We start from the raw sequence: 21,548 nt of genomic DNA on the forward strand, positions 1-21,548 counted from the left end.
TGGTGATTGAACGGTCGGCGCTCTAGGCCTTCGCCAATGCTTCCGGCAGCACCCGGTCATAGAGCCCAGCCATCTCGTCGCCAAAGCAGCAGAAAATAATCTCGCTGAAATCGCCGCCCATGCTCTCGGCAACAGCGGTGCGTGTCGCGATCGTGGCTGAGGGTTCGGCGGGCAAACGGTAGACGCCGGTGGAGATGGCCGGAAAGGCGATGGTTTTGAGACCGTGATCCCGGGCAAGGCCGAGGCTGTTGCGATAGCAGCTTGCCAGCAAATCGTCTTCGCCGCGCCCGCCGCCATTCCAGACGGGGCCGACCGTGTGGATCACATGCTTTGCTGGCAGGCGATATCCCTTGGTGATCTTGGCCTGTCCGGTCTTGCAGCCATTCAGCGTCCGGCATTCCGCCAACAATTCCGGCCCGGCGGCACGATGGATCGCGCCATCCACACCGCCGCCGCCGAGCAGGCTGCTGTTTGCCGCGTTGACGATGGCATCGACGTCGAGCTTGGTGATGTCGCCGAGGATGATGGTGAAGCGCGTATTCGAGACCGCGCAAAGATCGGAGCGGATGGTTTCAAGAGCGGGCATGATGACACTCTCCAATCTTTGGATTGAGGTAGTGGTCGTCTATCGCTCCCAATAGGGAACCGGCCCATAAAGTTCCGCCAGGAAATCGATAAAGACGCGGACCTTTGCCGGCAGGAACTGGCGGCTGGGATAGACGGCCGAAAGCGTGACACTGTGAGAGCCTTCATAGGCCGGCAGCACCTGCACCAGTCGCCCGTCCTTGAGTTCGGGGCCGACATCCCAGGTGGAGCGCAGCGCAATGCCGAGGCCGGCGATCACGGCTTCGCGGATCACCTCGCTGGAATTGGTGATCAGCTTGCCTTCCGGCCGGAAGGTCAGCGCGCCCTTCGGTCCGTCCAGCCGCCAGGGATCGTGATTGTGCGGCGGCAGGCAGGTGTGCCGCCGCAAATCATCGATATCCTCCGGCATGCCATGGGCGGCGATATAGGCTGGCGAGGCGCAGAGCACGCGGCGCACCAGCGCCAGGCGCCGGGCAACGAGGCTGGAATCGGTGAGCTCCGCAATACGAATGGCGAGATCAAAGCCGCCGCCGACAATATCGGTGAATTCGTCTGTTAGCACCAGATTGATCGCCAGATCCGGATGCGCCTGCATGAACGCTTTGAGATGCGGGGCGATGTGCAGCCGGCCGAAGGAGGTCGGGGCCGAAATCTTCAGCGTTCCCTGCATCTGGGCGGAACGGCCGGCAATATAGGCCTCGGCCTCCTCCAGTCCGGCGAGGATGGCGAGCACCCGGTCGTAAAAACCCTGACCAGCTTCCGTAAGCGAAATCTGCCGCGTCGTTCGCTGCAAAAGCCGGGTGCCGAGCCGATCTTCCAACCGTTTGATTCGCTTGGAAATCACCGCTGGCGAAAAGCCAAGCAAACGGCCGGCGAGCGACATGCTTCCGGTCGTGACGACACTGGCAAAGATTTCGAGATCCCCAAGATTGGTCATGTGCTATTTATTCCCATTTTGGCATAAATTCTTATCATTTACGCCAATTTCGTGAAAGTAGTAAGCGTGATATGGCGTTAAAAAGAGGGGCGTCCATATTCGGGTGCAGGAGGAGAACGCCATGGCCGAGGCCATTTCATTTCTGGCGCCGCGTGCCGATGTTCTTGCCCGCCGCCGCGAGATCGTGGCGGATCTTGTCGACCTCTTGCCTCCGGAATGTCTGGTTCATGAGCCGCGCGAACTCACGCCTTTCGAGACGGACGCTTTCATTTCCTATCGTCGCATGCCGCTCGCCGTTGCTCTGCCCCGCTCGACGGCCGAGGTCGCGGCCGTCATGAAATACTGTCATCGCTACGGCATTCCCGTCGTGCCGCGTGGTGCCGGCACGTCGCTCTCCGGCGGCGCTATTCCGCAGGAAGATGCCGTCGTGCTCGGCCTTTCCAAGATGAACCGCATTCTCGACATCGATCTCGCCAACCGCACGGCGACGGTGCAGGCCGGCGTCACCAATCTGCATATTTCCGAAAGCGTCTCCGCGGACGGTTTTTTCTATGCGCCCGACCCGAGTTCGCAGCTCGCCTGCACCATTGGCGGCAATATCGGGATGAATTCCGGCGGCGCACACTGCCTGAAATACGGCGTCACGACAAACAATCTGCTCGGCGTCAAGCTGGTATTGACCGATGGCACGGTGATCGATCTCGGCGGCAAGGCCTTGGATGCGGCAGGTTATGATCTGCTCGGACTTGTCTGCGGCTCGGAGGGGCAACTCGGCATCGTCACCGAGGCGACGGTTCGGTTGATCGCCAAGCCGGAAGGCGCGCGGCCGGTTCTCTTCGGTTTCGACACGTCGGAGCAGGCGGGCGCCTGTGTTGCCGATGTCATTGCCGCCGGCATCATCCCTGTCGCCATCGAGTTCATGGATAAACCGGCGATCGAAATCTGCGAAGCCTTCGCCCATGCCGGCTATCCGCTCGATGTCGGCGCGCTGCTGATCGTCGAGGTCGAGGGTTCGGAAGCGGAGATGGACGACATGCTGAAAAGCATCGTCGAGATCGCCCGCACTCACAATGTGAAGACGGTGCGCGAGTGCCAGTCGGCGACCGAGGCGGCGCTGATCTGGAAGGGGCGCAAATCGGCTTTCGGCGCCACCGGCCGCATCGCCGACTATATCTGCATGGACGGCACGGTACCGCTCAGCCAGCTCTCTTATGTCCTGAAGAAGACAGCAGAAATCATCGATGGTTACGGCCTGCGTGTCGCCAATGTCTTCCATGCCGGCGACGGCAATATGCATCCGCTGATCCTGTTCAACGCCAATGATCCAGAGGATGCCGCTAAGGCGGAAGCCGCCGGCAACGACATTCTCCGGCTCTGCGTCGATGCTGGCGGCTGCCTGACGGGCGAGCATGGCGTCGGGATCGAGAAGCGCGACCTGATGCGGCACCAATACGCGGAGGCTGATCTTGCCCAGATGATGTCGGTGCGCGCCGCCTTCGATCCCGGCTGGATCCTCAATCCCTCTAAAGTCTTCCCGCTGGATGGGCGCAACGCCGCATGAGAGAATTTTTGCCGAAGACGGAAGACGAGGCAGCAGCCATCATCCGCGATCACGCTGCGCGTGGCGCAGCATTGGCCATAGTCGGTGGTAACACTCGCGCCGGTTTCGGCAATGCCTTTGCCGCAGAGGCTACACTATGTTCGTGTGCGCTTACCGATATCGTCGCCTATAATCCGGGTGAGATGGTGATGACCGCGCGGGCGGGGACGCCGCTTGCCGAGATCGAAGCGGTGCTGGCTGAAAACGGCCAGATGATGGCTTTCGAACCTATGGACTACCGGCCGTTGATGGGAACGGAGGGCGAGCCGACGATCGGCGGCGTCTTCGCCGCAAATATCTCCGGCCCTCGGCGTTTCGTAAGCGGCGCTGCACGCGACAGCCTGCTCGGCGTCCGCTTCGCCAATGGCAAGGGCGAAATCGTCAAGGCCGGCGGGAGGGTGATGAAAAATGTCACCGGTCTCGATCTCGTCAAGCTGATGGCCGGTTCGCACGGCACGCTCGGTCTCCTGACGGAAGTCACCTTTCGGGTTCCGCCGCGGCCGAAGACGGAGGAGACGATCATCGTTTCCGGCCTCAACGATGCCGAGGCGGCAAACGTCATGGCGGCAGCCATGGCGCTGCCCGTCGATGTATCCGGTGCGGCGCATCTGCCGCTGACCGTCTCCTGGACATTTCTGGATGGCCAATTGCCGGACGGAGCGGCAACGGTATTGCGCATCGAAGGTTTGGCCGGGTCCGTCTCGGCGAGGGCGGAGAAGCTGGCCGCGGCCATGCGCCGACTTGGCACCGCAACGCGACTTGCTGAGGCGGAAAGCCACCGTCTCTGGCGCGAAATACGCAATGTGAAGCCTTACGCCGACGGCACGATGCGCCCAGTCTGGCGCGTTTCGGTCGCCCCCAGCATCGGCCATCAGCTTGTCGCAGCGCTCCGCCTCGAAGCCGGCGTCGATGCCTATTACGATTGGCAGGGCGGCCTGGTCTGGATGCGTATGGAGGCGGAGCCGGAGGGGGAATTGCTGCGTCGCTATATCCATGTGCTCGGCGGCGGCCATGCCACTTTGCTACGCGCCGCGCCCGCCGACCGCGCGACGACATCAGCATTCCAGCCACAGCCCGAGGCCGTGGCTTTGCTGTCGGCGCGCGTAAAGGAAAAGTTCGATCCTGCGCGGATTTTCAATCCGGGGAAAATGGGGTGATGCGGATGGAACCTTTTGCTGCCCACCCCCTCACCCGAGCCCTCTCCCCGCGGGGGAGAGGGGACGACCTCATTTGCAGCAAACCCTCGTTTCCCCCTCTTCCCTTGTGGAGAAGGTGCTCGATAAGGCGGATGAGGGGGGCTCGGCGCGAAGCGACGAGCATCCTTATTCTCGCGGAAAAGAATCGGGAGCCTGCCTGAATGCAAACCAACTTCACCCCCGCCCAGCTTGCCGATCCGCATATTGCCGAATCCGAGGCAATTTTGCGCAAATGCGTTCATTGCGGCTTCTGCACCGCCACCTGCCCGACCTATGTGACGCTTGGGAACGAGCTCGACAGTCCGCGCGGCCGGATTTATCTGATCAAGGATATGCTGGAAAACGGCAGGCCTGCCGACGCCGAGATAGTAACGCATATCGACCGCTGTCTTTCCTGCCTTGCCTGCGTGACCACCTGCCCCTCCGGCGTCGACTATATGCATCTCATCGATCATGCCCGCATCCATATCGAAGAGACCTACAAGCGGCCCCTGATGAACCGCTTGACGCGCAGCGTGCTGGCTGCGGTGCTGCCTTATCCTGGCCGGTTCCGCCTTGCGCTCAACCTTGCTCGCCTGGGGCAGCCCTTCAAGGGCTTAATGCGCCGCATCCCGGCGCTGAACCCCTTTGTTGCCATGCTCGATCTCGCACCGCGCTCCATTCCAGCGCCGTCGCCCTTCGCCAAGCCCGGCCGGCATCAGCCGCAGGCTGAGCGGCGCGGGCGGGTGGCGATCCTGACCGGTTGTGCCCAGCTGGTGCTCGATCCCGCCATCAACGAGGCGACCATCCGGCTTCTCGCCCGCCTCGGCGTCGAAGTGGTGGTGCCGGGAGGCGAGGTCTGCTGCGGTTCGCTGGTGCACCACATGGGCAGGGAAGAGCAGGCGCTGGCCAGTGCCCGCGCCAACATCGACGTCTGGATGCGTGAGATCGAAGCCGGCGGGCTCGACGCGATCATCATCACGGCATCCGGTTGCGGCACGACGATCAAGGACTACGGCCATATGCTGCGGCTCGATCCGGCCTATGCCGACAAGGCCGCGCGCATCTCGGCGCTCGCCAAGGACATCACCGAATATCTCGCAGCCCTCGATCTGCCCTCGCATATGCCACGCGGCATCACCGTCGCCTATCATTCTGCCTGCTCGATGCAGCATGGCCAAAGGATCACCCTGGCGCCGAAACTGCTGCTGAAGGCGGCGGGCTTCACCGTGCGCGATCCGGCGGAGGGGCATCTCTGCTGCGGCTCGGCCGGCACCTACAACATCATGCAGCCGGAAATCTCCGGCGAGCTGAGGGCGCGCAAGGTCAGGAATATCGAGGCAACGAAGGCCGATATCATCGCTACCGGCAATATCGGCTGCATCACGCAGATCGCGACAGGAACCGACATGCCGATCCTGCACACCGTCGAATTGCTGGATTGGGCCTATGGCGGCGACATGCCGGTTAAGCTTCGCCGCCTCAAGGTGGCAGCTTCTTAAGGTCATCCGGGAAAATGGGAAAAGCTTCTGTCCAGTTGGCAAAAGCTGAGCCGCTTAGTGCAGCCGGCTGGCCGGCGGTGGCCGATGCGACCGCCATTCCACCTCAAATTTATCGGGGCGTATAAGCGTCAGGCTGATCCGATCTTGCCCATCCTCAACAAAGACACCGTCGATCAAACCGGCAACACCATCATAGAACGAACCCTCGACCAGGCTGTCGATGCACGCCATCTCGCGCTCCCGCGCGGTAAAATCGGCAATGGACATGCATTGCCGACGGCCATCGGCAAACACATCGATCAGCCGGGGAACGTCTCCGCCGTCGCCGACCTCATAATAGATGACGACCGGCTCCTCGCTTTCCGGATGGATCCAGTCGCATCGGTAATAGGAAAAGCTCATGGCCTATTGTCTACTACAAAAACCCCTAAATCGGAACAGATTTAGGGGTTTCGGCAACAATGTGGCCGCGTCTCTTAGAAGTTGAACGACACGCCGAAATCGATGGCATGGGTGAAGACATCGGTCTTCAGGTTGGCGCCGCTGTCGATCGGGACATTCACGAAGTTGTAGTTGCCCTTATATTCGACGAAGGTCGACCAGTGCTGGCTGAACTGATAGCTGATGCCAGCCTGCGCCTGCAGCGATGCGCCGCCGAACTCGTAGTCGAAAGTGCGGCCGGAGGCGCGGGTCACTTCGACATGCGGCACGTTGATGCCGGCGCCGAGGCCGACATAGGGCGTCCACTTGCGGCTCGGATCCTGGAAGCGGTAGAGCGCATTGAGCGTCAGCATGTTGAGGCCGTCGGTGAACTCGAAATGCGACCAGCCAGGCGTGTTGCCAAGATCGCCATAGACCTTGGCATGGGTGTAGTCGAGTGAGAGACCCCAGTTCGACTTGTCGAACTCGTCGAGCCACCAGATGCCGCGGACGCCGAAATAGGGCGGCATCTTGAAGGATTTGCCCGACCAGTCGGGATCGAAATCAGCGCCGTCGGACGTCTTGACGTTGTTGCCGGTCGCGCCCTGGAAGCCGCCATAAGCCGAAAACTGCATCTCCGCTGAGGCCGAACCGGCTGCAAAGACAAAAGCTGATATTGCAAGCGCGGCTACGGCCGGCTGCCCAATGCGAAATGCCCGATGCATATGAAATCCCCAAATGGCCCCGAATGGCAAAGTGTCGCTATCTAAGCGTGCTTTTGTGACAGTTCTATTGCAGCGTTCTGTATTTGGACTGGCTTAGGTGGGAAAGCTGACACCAAACTGAACAAAAAGGGCAGTTTGCCGGGCGGCGGATGCGATAAGTTTGGCGTTGTTACACCTGCGCCACAGTGCGTGTTGTCGGATGGGTACGCTCCAGTCATAAGGGAGCGACATATGTCACCAATCTCCCCCAAGGTGGGGGAGATGTCACGATAACGACACAGGTATCAGACGCCCGGCATGCCGAATCGTCTTGGTGGAAAGCGCGCGGCTGCTCAGCCGCCGAATATCGTCCGCAGCACGTCAATGCCGCGATCCTGGTAGCTGACCTCGCCCTGCTTGTTGCCGGGGCCGACGACGATGACCTTGGTGCCGACGGGCGCGCGGTCGTAGAGGTCCACGACGTCCTTGTTCATCATGCGGATGCAGCCGGACGACATGTTGAGCCCGATGCTCCAGGGCTGGTTGGTGCCATGGATGCGGAACGCCGTGTCGTTGCCGTTGCGATAGAGATACATGGCGCGTGCGCCGAGCGGGTTGTCCTCGCCGCCTTCCTGATAGGCAGGCAGCTTGTGGCCCTTCTTGGCCTCGCGTACGATCATTTCCGGCGGCGGCGTCCAGCCGGGCCATTCCGCCTTGCGGCCGATCTTCACGACGCCGGACCAGCCGTAGCCTTCGCGGCCGACACCGATGCCGTAGCGCCGCGCCCGGTTGTCGCCTTCGACAAGGTAGAGATATTTGTTGTTGGTATCGATGATGATCGTGCCTGGCGCTTCATTGGTCACCAGCCGTACGACCCGTCGTTGAAACTGCGGCTTGACCTGCCCCTGCGGCTGCATTGCCACGCGGATCACATCGGTGCGCGTCACTTGCGCCACATGAGGTGCTGAGGCGCTGAAGGCCGCTGCATCCGATGCCGCCAAAAGGCACGACATAACCATGCCCGCCGCCGCCACGACCGGTAGTATTGATTTCATCCGTCATTCCCCTCTCGATTTACCGGGCAAGAAACTAACGAAACTTGCGAGAGGATCAAGATGAAATCGCTGACGGCAAAGATCGAATACTGGATCAGCGACCTGATCCAGCATCCGAAAGAGCCTAATTGTCGGGTTATATCAATGCTTACAATGGGGTTTCTGCGCCCAATCGTGTCATGCGCAGCAATCTTAATAGCAATCACATCACTATAACGCGTGTCCCGACTTTTACACGATTGTAGAGATCGATCACGTCTTCATTGCGCAGGCGAATGCAGCCGGAGGACACGGCGTTGCCGATCGTCCAGGGCGCATTGGTGCCATGGATGCGGTAGAGCGTCGAGCCGAGATACATGGCGCGGGCGCCGAGCGGATTGGCTTCGCCGCCTTCCATGTGGGCCGGCAGATAATGCCCTTTCGCGGCTTCGCGCGATAACATTTCCGATGGCGGCGTCCAATCGGGCCACTCCTGCTTGCGGCTGATGGTATGCGCACCGGCCCATTCGAAGCCAGGTTTGCCGACGCCGACGCCGTAGCGCCGCGCTTTGCCGCCGTCCATCACCAGGTAGAGGAAGCGATTGTTAGTGTCGATGACGATGGTGCCCGGTCTTTCTTTTGTCTGGTAATCAACGATCTGCGGCAGGAACTGCGGGTCGATTTGGCCGCGGACCGCCGGATATTGCGGCCGGATGACGGCAACCTGCTGCACGACAGGGCGCGAAAACAGGCCCCGCGGCTGGATCACTCGCCGCACCTGCGGAGCCTGGCCATCCGCGGGATCGTTCATCGGGTTGATGGCCTGGCGCGCCATGGGGCGACGGGGATAGACGGCCGGCTGCACGTTGGCGCCGCCGAGCTGCATCACCCACGGGGCGGTCAGATCGGGGCTGACGATGACAGGCGGGCGCGACTGATAACGGTCGTCAGCGAAAGCGCTGGAGGCGAGCAGGCTCAAAGCGCCGGCGGCAAATAAAATGCATTGTTTCATCATCGGACAAACTCTCTACAAACGGGCCGAGGATGGGCGTAATTGCGCCCGGTCCGGAACATGGTGCCACTTGCGCGCCAGCGAATGGTAAACATCTATTCATCAAAATGCCGCGAAGCCGATAAACCTTTGTCAGGGTTACTGCTTGGTTTGGAAAGACGGTTTGCAAGTGGTAAACCTTGAATCGGGATGACTTGCCGTCGAATCGTTCTCTCGATCTTAAGTATTTGATTGGCATGATCTTATCCGAAAGCCGCCCGCCAGTTTTCGGGATCGGGTTCTGAAACAGGGGACGAACTGCAACAATGGCCGGAACAGGCATCATCACCGGTGAGGATGGCAAGGACCGCTGCTTCTGGCACGGCAATCTGCCGGAGTATCAGCGCTATCACGATCAGGAATGGGGCCGGCCCGTCATCGACGACATCAGGCTTTTCGAAAAGATCTGCCTGGAGGGATTTCAGTCGGGCCTGTCCTGGTTGACGATCCTGCGCAAGCGCGAGAATTTCCGCGCCGCCTTTGCCGGCTTCGATTTCGAGAAGGTGGCCGAGTTTGGTGAAGCGGACATCGAGCGCTGCCTCGGCGATGCCGGCATCATCCGCCATCGCGGCAAAATTGTCTCCACCATCAACAATGCCCGCCGCGCCATCGACCTGCGCCAGGAATTCGGCTCGCTCGCTCGTTATTTCTGGAGCCACGAGCCATCAGCCGAGGAGCGTCCGGCCTTTGTCGATTACCCGACCATTGCCGCCAATCCGACGACGCCGGCCTCGGTGCGGATCTCGAAGGACCTGAAGAAGCGCGGCTGGACCTTCGTCGGGCCCACCACGGTCTATGCCTTCATGCAGGCCATGGGCCTTGTCAATGATCACATCGAAGGCTGCTATTGCAGGAAAGAGGTGGAGGCGATGCGCAGTGCATTGGTACGGCCATGAGACGCCTGACGCTTGCCTTTTCGCTGCTGACTTTCGTCCTGCTCGGCAGTCACGCCGCCTGTGCGCAGGATACTGAGAACGATGACAGCACCCAGGGTGCCCAGCAGACGCCCCTCCCGCAACTCGATCGTGGCGAGACCGTGGAAAAGCTTGGTTTCCCCGCCGTCCTGGAGAAATTGACGGGCTGGACGAAGTTCGGCAAGGGCAAGGTCTATACGCTGCCGCTGAAGAAGGGCCAGCACATCCGCATCACCTTCAGCTCGAAGAGCAAATACGCCTATATGGCGATCTTCGATCTCTCCTCGAACGATGACGAATCCTTCTTCGGGACCGACGAGGACGGCATGATCGCCGACGTCACCGTCAATGAAGACACGACATGGCTGATCAAGCCTTATTACTCCCGCGTCACCCGCCGCCGCGGCCGTGGCGCGCCGTACGAAATCCTCATCGACCCCAATCCGCCGGCCACACAGCAATCGAACCAGCCGGCCGATCAAACGCCGTCGCTGTTCCCGAAGAGATCTTCGCAACCGCAGTAGGTTTTGAAGGCCTTCAGCCCAGCCCGTCGATCACCCCTCGCAACTCGCCGAGGTGTTCGATCTTCCGAAATCTCGGCGCCTCGGTCGGTTCCGCGACGTGTTCGAAAGCCCAGGTAAGCTCGTGCGGCACGAAGACGCCGTAACTGCCGGCGGCGAGCGCGGGCACGATGTCCGATTTCAGCGAGTTGCCGACCATCATCGCCCGTTCCGGCCCGTCGCCGACCTTGGAGAAGATGCGGCGATAGGTGGAGGCATTCTTGTCGGAGACGATTTCGATGGCATCGAAGAGATCGCCGAGGCCGGATTGCGCAAGCTTGCGCTCCTGGTCGAAAAGATCGCCTTTGGTAATCAGCACCAGCAGGTAATTGCCCGTTAGGGCTTCCAACGTCTCCCGCACATTGGGAAGCGTTTCGACGGGATGGGCGAGCAGGTCGCGGCCGATGTCGAGAATTTGCGCGATCACGGTCGTCGGCACTTCGCCCTTGGTGATCTCGATCGCCGTTTCGATCATCGACAGCGTGAAACCTTTGATGCCGAAGCCGTAACGGTGCAGATTGCGCTTCTCCGTTTCCAGCAACTCTTGGGAAATGTTCTCGCTTTCTGCGTGGTCGGCAAGCAGTTCGATGAATTGTCGTTCCGTCAGACGATAGAATTGTTCGTTCTGCCAGAGCGTATCGTCGGCATCGAAGCCGATCGTAGTCAAAGGGCGTTGCGTCATGGACATTCTTGCTCTTATGGATTGCATGGATGCGAGAGTCTATCGCGCGTCTAAAAGGAGGCAAGGGCGAAGCGCTGGTCACCGCATCGTGATCGGTGCCGGGTATCGCGTTGAAATCGGATTCCAGTGCATTATGTCGACGTTGTCTCGATGGCGGCGCGCCAAGACCGCTCTTCGATGACCTTCTTCGGACCTCCCAAGGCAGCGCGGATGAGCGGCTGTCATGCCGAGGCCAATAGCCAAGAGACAAGAATTCACCGGCCGGAAGCTGCCTTTCGGCGGATCACAAGGGATTTCTTCAAATGCGTTATAACCAACTCGGCAATACCGGCATGTTCGTCTCAGAACTTTGTCTGGGCACAATGACCTTCGGCGAAGCCAATCCCAGCAACAGCCTCTGGGGCTCGATAGCGGACGTCGACCAGGCGCTGGCCGACAAGATCGTCGAAGGCTCGCTCGCTGCCGGCGTCAATTTCATCGACACCGCCGACGTCTATTCTTTCGGCAACTCCGAAAAGCTGCTCGGCCAGGCCCTGAAGAACCTCGGCGTGCCGCGCAAGGACGTCGTTATCGCCACCAAGGTCTACGGCGTCATGGGCGACAAGCCAAACGATCGCGGCGCGTCGCGCGGCCATATCATGGACTCGGTTCAAGCCAGCCTGGAGCGGCTGCAGACCGATCATATCGATCTCTATCAGATCCATGCCATGGATACCGTGACGCCGATCGACGAGACACTGCGCGCGCTCGACGATCTTGTCTCTCGCGGACTGGTGCGTTATGTCGGCGTTTCCAACTGGCAGGCTTGGCGCATCGCCAAGGCGCTCGGCATTTCCGAACGCCGCGGCTTTGCCCGCTTCGAAACGGTACAGGCCTATTATTCTATCGCCGGCCGCGATCTGGAGCGTGAAATCGTACCGCTGATGGCTGAGGAAAAGCTCGGGCTCATGGTCTGGTCGCCGCTCGCCGGCGGTCTTCTTTCCGGCAAGTACGGTCCGGGCGCTCCCGGCAACGGCGAGGGACGCCGCGCCAGCTTCGACTTCCCGCCGGTCGATAAGGACCGGGCCTGGGCCTGCGTCGCGGCGATGCGCGAAGTGGCGCAGAAACATAGTGCGAGCGTCGCCACCGTTGCGCTCGCCTGGATCCTGGCGAAGCCCTTCGTCACCAGCATCATCATTGGCGCCAAGCGCCTCGATCAGCTCGACCAGAATCTGGCCGCCGTCAAGCTGAAACTCGATGCGGACGATCTCGCCAAACTCGACGAGGTCAGCGCGCTTGCTCCGGAATATCCCGGCTGGATGCTGAGCCGCCAGGGCGCCCAGCGCGTGCCGCAGCCTTTCGACCCGAAGGGCTGAGCCTTCGAGCCCAAATGAAGCGCCGCCGTCTCGCATAAGTGAGGCGGCGGGCTAGCGATTCGTCATGGTTCGATCGACCTGCTTGCACGCGGCTGCGGCAGATCAAAGGAATTACGGCAGGCGGACGCTCTACCGACACTACAAACGAACGCCGTTCGCAAAGACCCAATTCCAGGCCATTATCTGCACCGATTTCCTAAGGCCAGTGGACCAAAATGGATCCGCCTGCACCAGGCGCTCGACTTCAGCAGCATCAGGCGCTTCCACAAGCCATAAACCGCCTGCAAATGCGTTATCCTGTCGCCTGAGCGGCCCCGCCGTCTTGATGAAGGTCGCGTTTGCTTCCAGAAAATCAAGATGATTTTCCAAATATTCCTGACGTATGGCGGCAGCATGTTGCTGATCATCCTCGAACAAAACCGCAAATAGTTTCATTGCTCTCTCCTTGCTGGACCTTGGCAGCGTAAGGCTGCAATAATGCAATTGCGTGCTGTAATATTGCCGAGGGATGCTGCAAAAATGCAGGATATAGATTGGAACGATTTGCGTTATGTCCTCGCCTTGGCGCGAGGGCACTCGTTCGCGGCGACGGCAAGGGAGATCAAGACGGACGCGACGACGGTTGGTCGGCGTCTGCGCCTATTGGAGGAAAAGCTCGGCACCGCTCTGTTTCAGCGCGACGCAAGCGGTTCAATGCGGCCAACGCCGGCGGGTGAGATTGCCGTAGCGCGGGCCGAGACGATTGAGGCAGAAGTTATGGCGCTTTCAGGAGCGTTGGAGGCGACTGACCTCACCGCGCTCGGCAAGGTGCGCCTGACAGCACCACCCTCCGTCATCAGCCGCCTATTGATACCCAAGGCCGCCGGGCTGCTGTCTTATCATCCCGGCCTGCAGTTGGAACTCATCAGCGATGCGCGCAACTTCAATCTGACCCGACGCGAGGCTGACATGGCCCTCCGCCTTGCAAGGCCGGCCGACATGAACAACAACAAGGTCGTGGCGCGGCGGATCGCTACACTGAATTATGCAATCTATGTAGCGGCAGGAAAACGGGATCAAGCGGAACGACTGCCTTGGCTGATCTATGAGGATGGGATGACGCATCTGCCGCATGCCCGCTGGATCGCCATGCAGGTGGAAACATCAGGCGAAGGCGGCGCGCTTGCGGTGAATGACGCTGAAGCGCTGCTTCAAGCAGCCGTTGCTGGATTGGGCCGGGCGCTGCTGCCTACAATTTTGGTCAAGCATGTCGACGGGCTCAGCCGTGTCGATGTCGATGACAAGACCTTGCCTGTGCGGGAGGTGTGGTTGCTGACTCACACCGAGCTTCGCCACCTCGCGCGAATTCGGGCAGTCTCGGAATGGCTCGACCGAGTGTTTCATGGTTCGCACTTCACGGAGGTCTGATCGTGACGAGAGACGACAGAGCTGCCGCCTCTCGCTCGGCTTTCACCCGACTTATTTACCGTGCTTCTTCAGCCAGGTGTTCATCTCCTTGATTTCGGCCTCCTGCGCCTTGATGACACTGTCCGCCAATTTGCGCAGTTCCGGGTCCTTGCCGTATTTGAGCTCGATCCTGGCCATGTCGACGGCGCCTTGATGATGCGGGATCATGCCGCGGACGAAATCCGCATCGGCATCACCGCTATAGGTGATCATCATATCCTGGTGCATCTTGCCCATGGCATCGTTGAATGCCTTGCTGGATGCGCCCTGGTTGCCCATCGGCTTGCTCATGTCCATGCCGGACACGTCGTCGGCAAGGGCAGGGACGATAAGGGCGAGAGCAAAAGCGCCGGCGAGAATGATGGATTTTGAAAGAGGCATGAGAATTCCTTTCCGTTTTTGAACGGCATCTGAAGTCTTGTGCGGAAAAGTCCGCATCATTGATGAATGGAAATCAGGAGCGTCAGGCGAAACGGGGAGGCGGCGCTGTCGGAGCCGGGCGGGAATCATGCAGCCGTTGGCCATGCGTGGGCGCCGGATAGGAGAATGCCAAAGACTTGCCCTCATCCATCGCAAGCGCCGGCGCAACCGCAAGGCAGGCGGCGCAAGAAGGCGCATGTGCCATACCGCCGGCGCAGGGATTGTCCGGTTTCTTATCCGTTTGCACGGCCATGGAACCGTGATCCGTCATGCCGGGCATATCAGCCACACCGGCATGCATGCTCACGCTGGGGACAGCCGCCATCGCCATCGCGGAATCGCAGATGGGGCATTTCGCCAGCGCCGGCATGGCACCGTAGAACAGCCAGGCAATGAGCATTGTCAGGATCGCGAAGAAGCGCATGAGCAAAAATCTAAATTTGTAGTCGCAAAAGGCAAGTGGAAATCGCATTCAGCGATGGTTGGCGGAATATCGAGGCGCCAGTTTGACCTCGCTCAGGATTTCGACGGGAGGAAATCTCACGCAATCGGCAGCATCGAAAGTCACCGTAAATCTCGCCGGCGTTTCCGCAGCCCATGTCAGTGCTGTTTCGGCCGATGCCATCGGGATTTTCATCGCGATCGTGCAATGAGGCTGCCATTGGCTGGGCCGGTAATGCTCATCACATAGGGTGGGATCAATTTCCTGATGAATGGCATCGTGCGCATGCCGCAAGGCGCTGTCGTCGACGGGACGCGCCCAAAGCACCAGCACATCGTTCCTGAAGTGTCGGATGCCTGAGAATTCCACCGAAATCGCCGGAATGTCCTGAAAAGCCTTGGCAGCAGCCTCGCAGAGGCGCTCGGGCGAGATGTCTTCATAGATGGCAAAGGTCAGATGTGGAGGATAGCTCAGCTCTTGCATCGACGGCACAGTTTCGAAGGCGCTGGCTTGCCGCCAGAGATCGAGGACGGGGAGCGCCGTGTTGTTGGTGCATTTCAGGCTGATCGCGTAGGACATGGCTTCTACGTCCCGGTTATCTGCTTCTGTCGCTTTTGTCGGTTTTGACGGACAGCAACATACAACAATCCTTGCCGCATCCCGCGCTATCCGCTAGTTAACCGCCACTGTTCCCGTACCGGATTATCCTGCAAATGAGCGATAAACAAAAGAAACCGCAAAAGCTCAAAGCCCGCCTACCGCGTGGCTTTGTCGATCGTTCGGCGAGCGATATTCGCGCCGTCAACGAAATGACCGCCAAGATCCGGGCCGTGTACGAGCATTATGGTTTCGATCCCGTCGAGACGCCGCTGTTCGAATATACCGATGCGCTCGGCAAATTCCTACCCGATAGCGACCGGCCGAACGAAGGCGTGTTTTCGCTGCAGGACGATGACGAGCAGTGGATGTCGCTGCGCTACGATCTGACGGCGCCGCTTGCCCGTCATGTCGCAGAGAATTTCAACGAGATTCAGCTCCCCTACCGCACCTATCGGGCGGGCTATGTTTTCCGCAACGAGAAGCCAGGCCCGGGCCGCTTCCGCCAGTTCATGCAGTTTGATGCCGATACGGTCGGCGCGCCAGGCGTGCAGGCCGATGCCGAAATGTGCATGATGATGGCCGACACGCTGGAGGCCTTGGGCATCAAGCGCGGCGACTATGTGATCCGCGTCAACAACCGCAAGGTTCTGGACGGCGTGCTGGAGGCGATCGGCCTCGGCGGCGATAATAAGGCCGCTCAGCGCCTGAACGTACTGCGCGCCATCGACAAGCTCGACAAGTTCGGTCCGGAAGGCGTAGCGCTGCTGCTCGGACCGGGTCGCAAGGATGAGTCCGGCGATTTCACCAAGGGCGCCGGGCTGGACGCGGATCAGATCGAAAAAGTGCTCTTCTTCGTCGGCATCAAGGATTATGCCGAAAGTGCTGTCCGGCTGGCAGAGCTTGTCGCCGGCACGTCCAACGGCGGCGAAGGCGTCGAGGAACTGAATTTCATCGGCAGCCTCGTCACCAGCGCTGGTTATCATTCCGATCGTATCAAGATCGATCCGTCCGTCGTGCGTGGCCTCGAATATTACACCGGTCCGGTCTACGAGGCCGAGCTGTTGTTCGACGTCACCAACGAGAAGGGCGAGAAGGTCGTCTTCGGCTCCGTCGGCGGCGGTGGTCGTTATGACGGGCTCGTCTCGCGCTTCATGGGTCAGCCCGTGCCGGCCACCGGCTTCTCCATCGGCGTGTCGCGCCTGATGACAGCGCTGAAGAACCTCGGCAAGCTCGGCACCGAAGAGGTGATCGAGCCCGTGCTCGTCACCGTCATGGATGGCGATGTCGAGGCCATGGGCCGCTACCAGCGCTTCACGCAGCAACTGCGGGCGGCTGGCATCCGCGCCGAAATGTTCCAGGGCAATTGGAAGAAGTTCGGCAACCAACTGAAATATGCCGATCGCCGCGGCTGCCCAATCGCCATCATCCAAGGTGGCGACGAGCGCGCCGAGGGCGTCGTGCAGCTCAAGGACCTGATCGAAGGTAAGCGTCTGTCTGGCGAGATCGAGGACAATGCAAGCTGGCGCGAGGCCCGCGTCGCGCAGGAGACCGTGCCGGAAGCCGATCTGGTGGCCAAGGTGCAGCAGATTTTGGCGGCGCAGGCGGAGGATAAGAAGAGGGCACTCGGCAATGTCTGAGTGTGCGGCCTTGCCCCTCACCCTAACCCTCTCCCCGCAGGCGGGGAGAGGGGACGACCTCTTTTGCTCCGACCTTTCGTCCCTTGGTTGGGTCACAGATGGCGCTAATTTCCGTCATCCCCTTCTCCCCGTCGGGGAGAAGGTGCCCGACAGGGCGGATGAGGGGGCCGAGGAGCGGAGCGACGCGGATCATGAGCGTGAAGCGAAGGATAGTTTTCCCGTGCTGAGAGCCCCCCTCATCCGACCCTTCGGGCCACCTTCTCCCCGAGGGGAGAAGGGGAGGGCAAACCCATGCCCCTGATCAACCTCCCAGATTTCGCCGGCGATCTTCTGGCTGAGTTTGCCGGCCGCCGGACGGAGCGGGTCGATACGCCGATCATCCAGCCGGCCGAGCCTTTTCTCGACATGGCGGGCGAAGATCTGCGCCGTCGCATCTTCATGACCGAAAGCGAAACCGGCGCCAGCCTATGCCTGCGCCCGGAATTCACCATTCCCGTCTGTCTGCGCCATATCGAAACCGCGACGGGCACCCCAAAGCGCTATTCCTATCTTGGCGAGATCTTCCGCCAGCGTCGCGAAGGCGGCAATGAATTCTACCAGGCGGGGATAGAGGATCTTGGCGATCGCGATATCGCCGGAGCCGATGCCCGCCTCATTGGCGATGCCATCGGCATTCTCAATCGGCTGGTGCCGGGCAAGTCGCTCTCCGTGACACTCGGCGATCAAGCCGTGTTCGAGGCGGTCGTGCAGGCGCTCGGACTGCCATCCGGCTGGCAGAAGCGGTTGATCCATGCTTTCGGCAATATGACGCATCTCAAGACCCTGTTGGCACGGCTCGCAAGTCCGCAGCCGGTGACCGGCCTTGATCCGCATGTGCTGGACTTTCTGACGCGTGGTGACGAGCAGGGACTGGTCACGCATATCGACAGCACCATGAAGGCGACCGGTTATTCCACCAATGCCAGCCGCTCGCCGTTGGAGATTGCCCGCCGTCTCCGCGAAAAGCTGGTCCTCTCGGAAACTCATCTCGATGATGGAGCTTTCGGTGTCCTGGAGGAATTCCTGTCGCTCAGCCTGCCACTCGCCGACGCCTCCTCGGCGCTGGCCGGCTTTGCCGATTCGGCCGGGCTGAAGCTCGGCAACGCGCTTGAGCGTTTCGACGCCCGCGTTGCGGCCCTTGCCAAGGCCGGCGTCGATGCCTCAGAGATCGAATATCGCGCCGCTTTCGGCCGTCCGCTCGATTATTACACCGGTCTGGTCTACGAAGTGACGCTGGAAGGATCGCCGGCGGTGCTCGCCGGTGGCGGCCGTTTTGACCGGCTGCTGACACTGCTCGGCGCGAAAGACCACATCCCAGCCGTCGGCTTCGCGCTCTGGCTCGACCGGATCGAAACTGCGAGGGCCGCCTGATGACCATCACCATTGCGCTTCCCTCCAAGGGCCGCATGAAGGACGATTGCTCGGCTGTCTTCGAACGCGCCGGCATGCCCATCGTTGCCGTCGGCAACGACCGCTCCTATCGCGGCCGTGTCGAAGGCTGGGACGATGTCGAGATCGCCTTCCTCTCCGCTTCGGAAATTTCACGCGAGATCGGCAATGGCAGCGTCGATTTTGGCGTCACCGGCGAAGATCTGGTGCGCGAGGGCCTGGCCGATGCTGATGGGCGTGTGGAGTTCTGCGCCCGCCTGGGTTTCGGCCATGCCGATGTCGTGGTTGCCGTTCCGGATATCTGGCTCGATGTCGATACCATGGCCGATCTCGGCGATGTCGCCGCTGATTTCCGCGCGCGGCGCGGCCGCAGGCTGACGATCGCCACCAAATATTGGCGGCTGACGCAGCAGTTCTTCTCCAGCCAGCACGGCATCCAGCTCTACCGCATCGTCGAAAGCCTCGGCGCCACGGAAGGGGCGCCTGCCGCCGGGTCTGCGGATATCATCGTCGATATCACTTCGACCGGCTCGACGCTGAAGGCGAACCATTTGAAGGTGCTCTCCGACGGCACCATCCTGCGCTCTGAGGCCTGCCTCGTCCGCGCGCGCAAGGAGAGCCACGAGAGCGATCCCTTGGTTCAGCGCATCATCGATGCCGTGCGCGCTGCGCTCTGATATTTTCTGCTCTGTTCAATGATACGAAAAAGCCCGCCGCGGAACCGGCGGGCTTTTATGCTTGGGAGGTCTTGAGCAATCAGGCGGCTGCGTAGGCGCCGCGGCGTGCGTCGAGCGAGTAGACGCCCGGGCCGTTGGTGGCGAGCATGACGTAGGCGCCGGCGAGCGTGACGTTCTTGAGGAAGTTGACGAAGTTCAGGCCATTGATCCAGCCATTGGCGGCGGCCGGAAAATCCGGGACGTTGACGGTCGGCAGATGGAAGACGATGCCGGTGAAGACACAGAAAACGGCGAGCAGCCAGCCGACGACGCGGATCTGGAAGCCGATGAGAACGCAGACGCCGGTGACGAATTCGAAGGCGCCGGCGAGATAGGTGAGAAGCGTTGCGGCCGGCATGCCGGCGCCGGCGATCATGCCCGCGGTGCTCGACGGATCGGTCAGCTTGCCGAAGCCGGCGAAGATGAACATGAAGGCGAGCAGGATGCGCGCCACGAGGATGATGATGTTATTGGTGTTGGACATGACGGTCTCCAGTAGAGGCGATTGGTGCCGAGTGACGATTTCCGAGATCCGTTATTCGCGATTTTGATGAGATTGGAAAGATAAACAAAAGCGCACGATTAGTTCACAATTGTTGAACAATCGCCAGCAACCGGCACTCTTCCCATACGCTTCATATCGGCTATGTTGACGCGAATTTATTCGTCGTTGACGCGAATTCATTCGCGAAATCATGATCTTCAGAAGGAGGCCCCATGGCCGATCTGTCTTCATTTCCAATAACTAAGCGCTGGGCAGCCAGCAATCCAGATATCATCCAGCTCTACTCGCTACCGACGCCGAACGGCGTCAAGGTATCGATTGCGCTCGAAGAACTTGGCCTTCCATACGAGCCACATCTGATTTCCTTCAGCACCAACGACCAGAAGTCGCCGGAATTCGTTTCGCTGAATCCGAATGGTCGTATTCCGGCAATCATCGATCCCAACGGCCCTGACGGTAAGCCGATCGGCCTGTTCGAATCCGGTGCCATCCTCGTCTATCTCGCCGAAAAGACCGGTAAGCTGATGCCGAGGGATGCGGCAGGACGTTATGAGACGTTGCAGTGGGTGTTCTTTCAGATGGCCGGTATCGGCCCGATGTTCGGCCAGTTCGGCCACTTCTTCAAATTCGCTGCCGATAAGGTCGCCAACAACTCCTATCCGGTCGAGCGGTATCGCGATGAGAGCAAGCGCCTGTTGAGTGTGTTGGAAAGCCGCTTGAAGGGCCGCCAGTGGATCATGGGCGACGAATATAGCATCGCCGACATCGCCACTTTCCCGTGGGTCCGCGGCGTCGACGTCTTTTATGGTGGCCGCGAGCTCCTCGAATTCGCAAGTTTCCCGGCGGTCATGGAATGGCTTGAACGTGCCATAGCCCGCCCGGCGAGCCAGCGCGGGCTGAATATTCCGAAGCGGGATTGATAGCGGGTATCCCGATCCGCGATGCAAGGCCGGTCCGAGAGGATCGGCCTTTCGCGTTCAGTGCGCTATTGCCGGCTCGCCAATTGGCTGCCGGGCTCGAGTTTGAAGCGCGGAAACAGGAAGACGCCCACCATGCTGCCGGCGTGTTTTCCCTCGGTGCCGATCGATTCACCGACGCAGAAGATCGGTTGGCGATGCCCGCCGACGCCGAGTGCGGTGGTGGAGTAGCAGAAGCTGGAGGATGCGGTTGCCGCCTGCTCGAAGAGGTCGAGGATGCGGGCGCGATCATGCGCGTCGTAGCAATGCATCAGGCTCAAGAGGCCGCATTCGGAGGAACTCAACCCGTGCAGCATGGTGCCCCATTGACCAAGTTTGATGATGCCGCTCGATAAATCACCAGTCCAACCTTCGGAGACGCAAAACTGCGCCAGAAGATCAGCATCATGTCCACTAAACTCCAACGATCCCGGAGCAAAAGGTGCGGCAAGATTGGCTTTGGCGATCTTGAACAAGATATTCCCCACCCTTGAGGCGCGGGTTCCCCTGCGCGCGCTTCAAATCGAATTTCATGCATATTGGATGGAGCGTCGCTCCGCATGTTGCACAGCTATGGACCGGCGAAGCCCCTTCTTCGCCGAACCCATTCACGCCAGGCGTGCTTCTGGATCGTCAATTCAAACTATCAAGTCACTTTAAGTAATGAATCTACGCGCGCAATCTATATAAAAGGTTAGGATTGTGCCTAGTCGCGCGCAACGCGAATTGAAAACAAGTAAAATTTACGTTCTCTGCAACAATCCATCGAACATCATTGCGCTGCGATTTATAGGGGATTTTATAAGAACGACAATGGGGCAATTTGCGTAAATTTGCATAGTTGCAAAATCTGTTGAACCTTGCGCGGCGCCGGTAAAA

General features: G+C 60.1%; 24 protein-coding genes. 11 read left to right on the plus strand and 13 right to left on the minus strand.

What is annotated here, in order from left to right:
* Positions 1 to 22: 22 nt before the first annotated feature.
* Both K290_RS0103105 and K290_RS0103110 read right to left on the minus strand, forming a co-directional pair.
* Positions 23 to 586, minus strand: a complete 564-nt coding sequence (locus K290_RS0103105; protein ID WP_028750510.1) for an O-acetyl-ADP-ribose deacetylase — start codon at positions 584 to 586, stop codon at positions 23 to 25.
* 39 nt (positions 587 to 625) lie between these two features.
* Positions 626 to 1,522: a LysR family transcriptional regulator gene (locus tag K290_RS0103110; RefSeq protein WP_028750511.1), complete on the minus strand. Its 897-nt coding sequence runs from the start codon at positions 1,520 to 1,522 to the stop codon at positions 626 to 628.
* A 121-nt stretch (positions 1,523 to 1,643) separates the two neighbouring features.
* Between K290_RS0103110 and K290_RS0103115 the strand changes: the two genes are divergently transcribed.
* The 3 genes from K290_RS0103115 to glcF all read left to right on the plus strand — a co-directional run bounded on the left by K290_RS0103115 (position 1,644) and on the right by glcF (position 5,799).
* Positions 1,644 to 3,083, plus strand: a complete 1,440-nt coding sequence (locus K290_RS0103115; RefSeq protein WP_028750512.1) for an FAD-linked oxidase C-terminal domain-containing protein — start codon at positions 1,644 to 1,646, stop codon at positions 3,081 to 3,083.
* Positions 3,080 to 4,279, plus strand: coding sequence for an FAD-binding protein (locus tag K290_RS0103120; protein ID WP_028750513.1), 1,200 nt, complete (start codon positions 3,080 to 3,082; stop codon positions 4,277 to 4,279). Before K290_RS0103115 ends, K290_RS0103120 begins: the two co-directional genes overlap by 4 nt.
* A 200-nt stretch (positions 4,280 to 4,479) precedes the next feature.
* Positions 4,480 to 5,799 carry a glycolate oxidase subunit GlcF gene (gene glcF, locus K290_RS0103130; protein WP_028750515.1) on the plus strand — a complete coding sequence of 440 codons (1,320 nt, stop codon included), beginning with the start codon at positions 4,480 to 4,482 and terminating at the stop codon, positions 5,797 to 5,799.
* A 54-nt stretch (positions 5,800 to 5,853) separates the two neighbouring features.
* Here the strand turns inward: glcF and K290_RS0103135 are convergent, their stop codons facing one another.
* From K290_RS0103135 to K290_RS0103150, 4 genes are all read right to left on the minus strand, one after another.
* Positions 5,854 to 6,201 (minus strand): DUF6881 domain-containing protein, encoded by a 348-nt coding sequence (locus tag K290_RS0103135; protein WP_028750516.1) that lies wholly within the window; start codon positions 6,199 to 6,201, stop codon positions 5,854 to 5,856.
* A gap of 74 nt (positions 6,202 to 6,275) precedes the next feature.
* A complete protein-coding gene (locus K290_RS0103140) occupies positions 6,276 to 6,944 on the minus strand; it encodes an outer membrane protein (RefSeq protein ID WP_028750517.1) in 669 nt (222 codons plus the stop codon).
* A gap of 332 nt (positions 6,945 to 7,276) precedes the next feature.
* Entirely contained in the window at positions 7,277 to 7,978 is a 702-nt protein-coding gene (locus tag K290_RS0103145; protein ID WP_028750518.1) for a L,D-transpeptidase, read from the minus strand.
* A 202-nt stretch (positions 7,979 to 8,180) separates the two neighbouring features.
* Complete coding sequence (locus tag K290_RS0103150; RefSeq protein WP_028750519.1) at positions 8,181 to 8,972, minus strand: L,D-transpeptidase; 792 nt, start codon at positions 8,970 to 8,972, stop codon at positions 8,181 to 8,183.
* 302 nt (positions 8,973 to 9,274) lie between these two features.
* On the opposite strand from K290_RS0103150, the gene K290_RS0103155 reads away from it, so the two are divergent.
* Positions 9,275 to 9,904: a DNA-3-methyladenine glycosylase I gene (locus tag K290_RS0103155; RefSeq protein ID WP_028750520.1), complete on the plus strand. Its 630-nt coding sequence runs from the start codon at positions 9,275 to 9,277 to the stop codon at positions 9,902 to 9,904.
* Positions 9,901 to 10,446, plus strand: coding sequence for a hypothetical protein (locus tag K290_RS0103160; protein ID WP_028750521.1), 546 nt, complete (start codon positions 9,901 to 9,903; stop codon positions 10,444 to 10,446). Before K290_RS0103155 ends, K290_RS0103160 begins: the two co-directional genes overlap by 4 nt.
* A gap of 13 nt (positions 10,447 to 10,459) precedes the next feature.
* On the opposite strand, the gene K290_RS0103165 is transcribed toward K290_RS0103160, so the two are convergent.
* The gene (locus K290_RS0103165; RefSeq protein WP_028750522.1) at positions 10,460 to 11,164 is read right to left on the minus strand and encodes an HAD family hydrolase; all 705 of its coding nucleotides are present in this window, start codon (positions 11,162 to 11,164) and stop codon (positions 10,460 to 10,462) included.
* Positions 11,165 to 11,466: 302 nt separating this feature from the next.
* Between K290_RS0103165 and K290_RS0103170 the strand changes: the two genes are divergently transcribed.
* Positions 11,467 to 12,519, plus strand: a complete 1,053-nt coding sequence (locus K290_RS0103170; protein WP_028750523.1) for an aldo/keto reductase — start codon at positions 11,467 to 11,469, stop codon at positions 12,517 to 12,519.
* Between the two features lie 138 nt (positions 12,520 to 12,657).
* Here K290_RS0103170 and K290_RS37155 read toward each other — a convergent pair whose 3' ends face one another.
* Positions 12,658 to 12,954 carry a YciI family protein gene (locus tag K290_RS37155; RefSeq protein WP_028750524.1) on the minus strand — a complete coding sequence of 99 codons (297 nt, stop codon included), beginning with the start codon at positions 12,952 to 12,954 and terminating at the stop codon, positions 12,658 to 12,660.
* A gap of 84 nt (positions 12,955 to 13,038) precedes the next feature.
* Here K290_RS37155 and K290_RS0103180 point away from each other — a divergent pair, with 84 nt between their 5' ends.
* Positions 13,039 to 13,926, plus strand: coding sequence for a LysR family transcriptional regulator (locus tag K290_RS0103180; RefSeq protein ID WP_245276455.1), 888 nt, complete (start codon positions 13,039 to 13,041; stop codon positions 13,924 to 13,926).
* Between the two features lie 51 nt (positions 13,927 to 13,977).
* On the opposite strand, the gene copM is transcribed toward K290_RS0103180, so the two are convergent.
* From copM to K290_RS0103195, 3 genes are all read right to left on the minus strand, one after another.
* Complete coding sequence (gene copM / locus K290_RS0103185; protein WP_028750526.1) at positions 13,978 to 14,346, minus strand: CopM family metallochaperone; 369 nt, start codon at positions 14,344 to 14,346, stop codon at positions 13,978 to 13,980.
* Positions 14,347 to 14,428: 82 nt separating this feature from the next.
* The gene (locus K290_RS0103190; protein ID WP_028750527.1) at positions 14,429 to 14,809 is read right to left on the minus strand and encodes a hypothetical protein; all 381 of its coding nucleotides are present in this window, start codon (positions 14,807 to 14,809) and stop codon (positions 14,429 to 14,431) included.
* A 48-nt stretch (positions 14,810 to 14,857) separates the two neighbouring features.
* Complete coding sequence (locus tag K290_RS0103195; RefSeq protein WP_028750528.1) at positions 14,858 to 15,406, minus strand: 2'-5' RNA ligase family protein; 549 nt, start codon at positions 15,404 to 15,406, stop codon at positions 14,858 to 14,860.
* 134 nt (positions 15,407 to 15,540) lie between these two features.
* Between K290_RS0103195 and hisS the strand changes: the two genes are divergently transcribed.
* The 3 genes from hisS (at position 15,541) to hisG (ending at position 19,169) form a co-directional block, all read left to right on the plus strand.
* A complete protein-coding gene (hisS, locus tag K290_RS0103200; protein ID WP_028750529.1) occupies positions 15,541 to 17,064 on the plus strand; it encodes a histidine--tRNA ligase in 1,524 nt (507 codons plus the stop codon).
* A 291-nt stretch (positions 17,065 to 17,355) separates the two neighbouring features.
* Complete coding sequence (locus K290_RS0103210) at positions 17,356 to 18,474, plus strand: ATP phosphoribosyltransferase regulatory subunit (protein WP_028750531.1); 1,119 nt, start codon at positions 17,356 to 17,358, stop codon at positions 18,472 to 18,474.
* On the plus strand, positions 18,474 to 19,169 hold the full coding sequence (gene hisG / locus K290_RS0103215) for an ATP phosphoribosyltransferase (protein WP_028750532.1): 696 nt from the start codon (positions 18,474 to 18,476) through the stop codon (positions 19,167 to 19,169). Before K290_RS0103210 ends, hisG begins: the two co-directional genes overlap by 1 nt.
* A 79-nt stretch (positions 19,170 to 19,248) precedes the next feature.
* Here hisG and K290_RS0103220 read toward each other — a convergent pair whose 3' ends face one another.
* On the minus strand, positions 19,249 to 19,692 hold the full coding sequence (locus K290_RS0103220) for a DoxX family protein (RefSeq protein ID WP_028750533.1): 444 nt from the start codon (positions 19,690 to 19,692) through the stop codon (positions 19,249 to 19,251).
* 233 nt (positions 19,693 to 19,925) lie between these two features.
* On the opposite strand from K290_RS0103220, the gene K290_RS0103225 reads away from it, so the two are divergent.
* Positions 19,926 to 20,633 carry a glutathione binding-like protein gene (locus tag K290_RS0103225; protein WP_028750534.1) on the plus strand — a complete coding sequence of 236 codons (708 nt, stop codon included), beginning with the start codon at positions 19,926 to 19,928 and terminating at the stop codon, positions 20,631 to 20,633.
* A 65-nt stretch (positions 20,634 to 20,698) separates the two neighbouring features.
* On the opposite strand, the gene K290_RS0103230 is transcribed toward K290_RS0103225, so the two are convergent.
* Positions 20,699 to 21,145, minus strand: coding sequence for a hypothetical protein (locus tag K290_RS0103230; protein ID WP_028750535.1), 447 nt, complete (start codon positions 21,143 to 21,145; stop codon positions 20,699 to 20,701).
* Positions 21,146 to 21,548 lie beyond the last annotated feature (403 nt).

This window comes from Rhizobium leucaenae USDA 9039 (genome assembly GCF_000426285.1).
In the GTDB taxonomy this organism is placed as follows: domain Bacteria; phylum Pseudomonadota; class Alphaproteobacteria; order Rhizobiales; family Rhizobiaceae; genus Rhizobium; species Rhizobium leucaenae.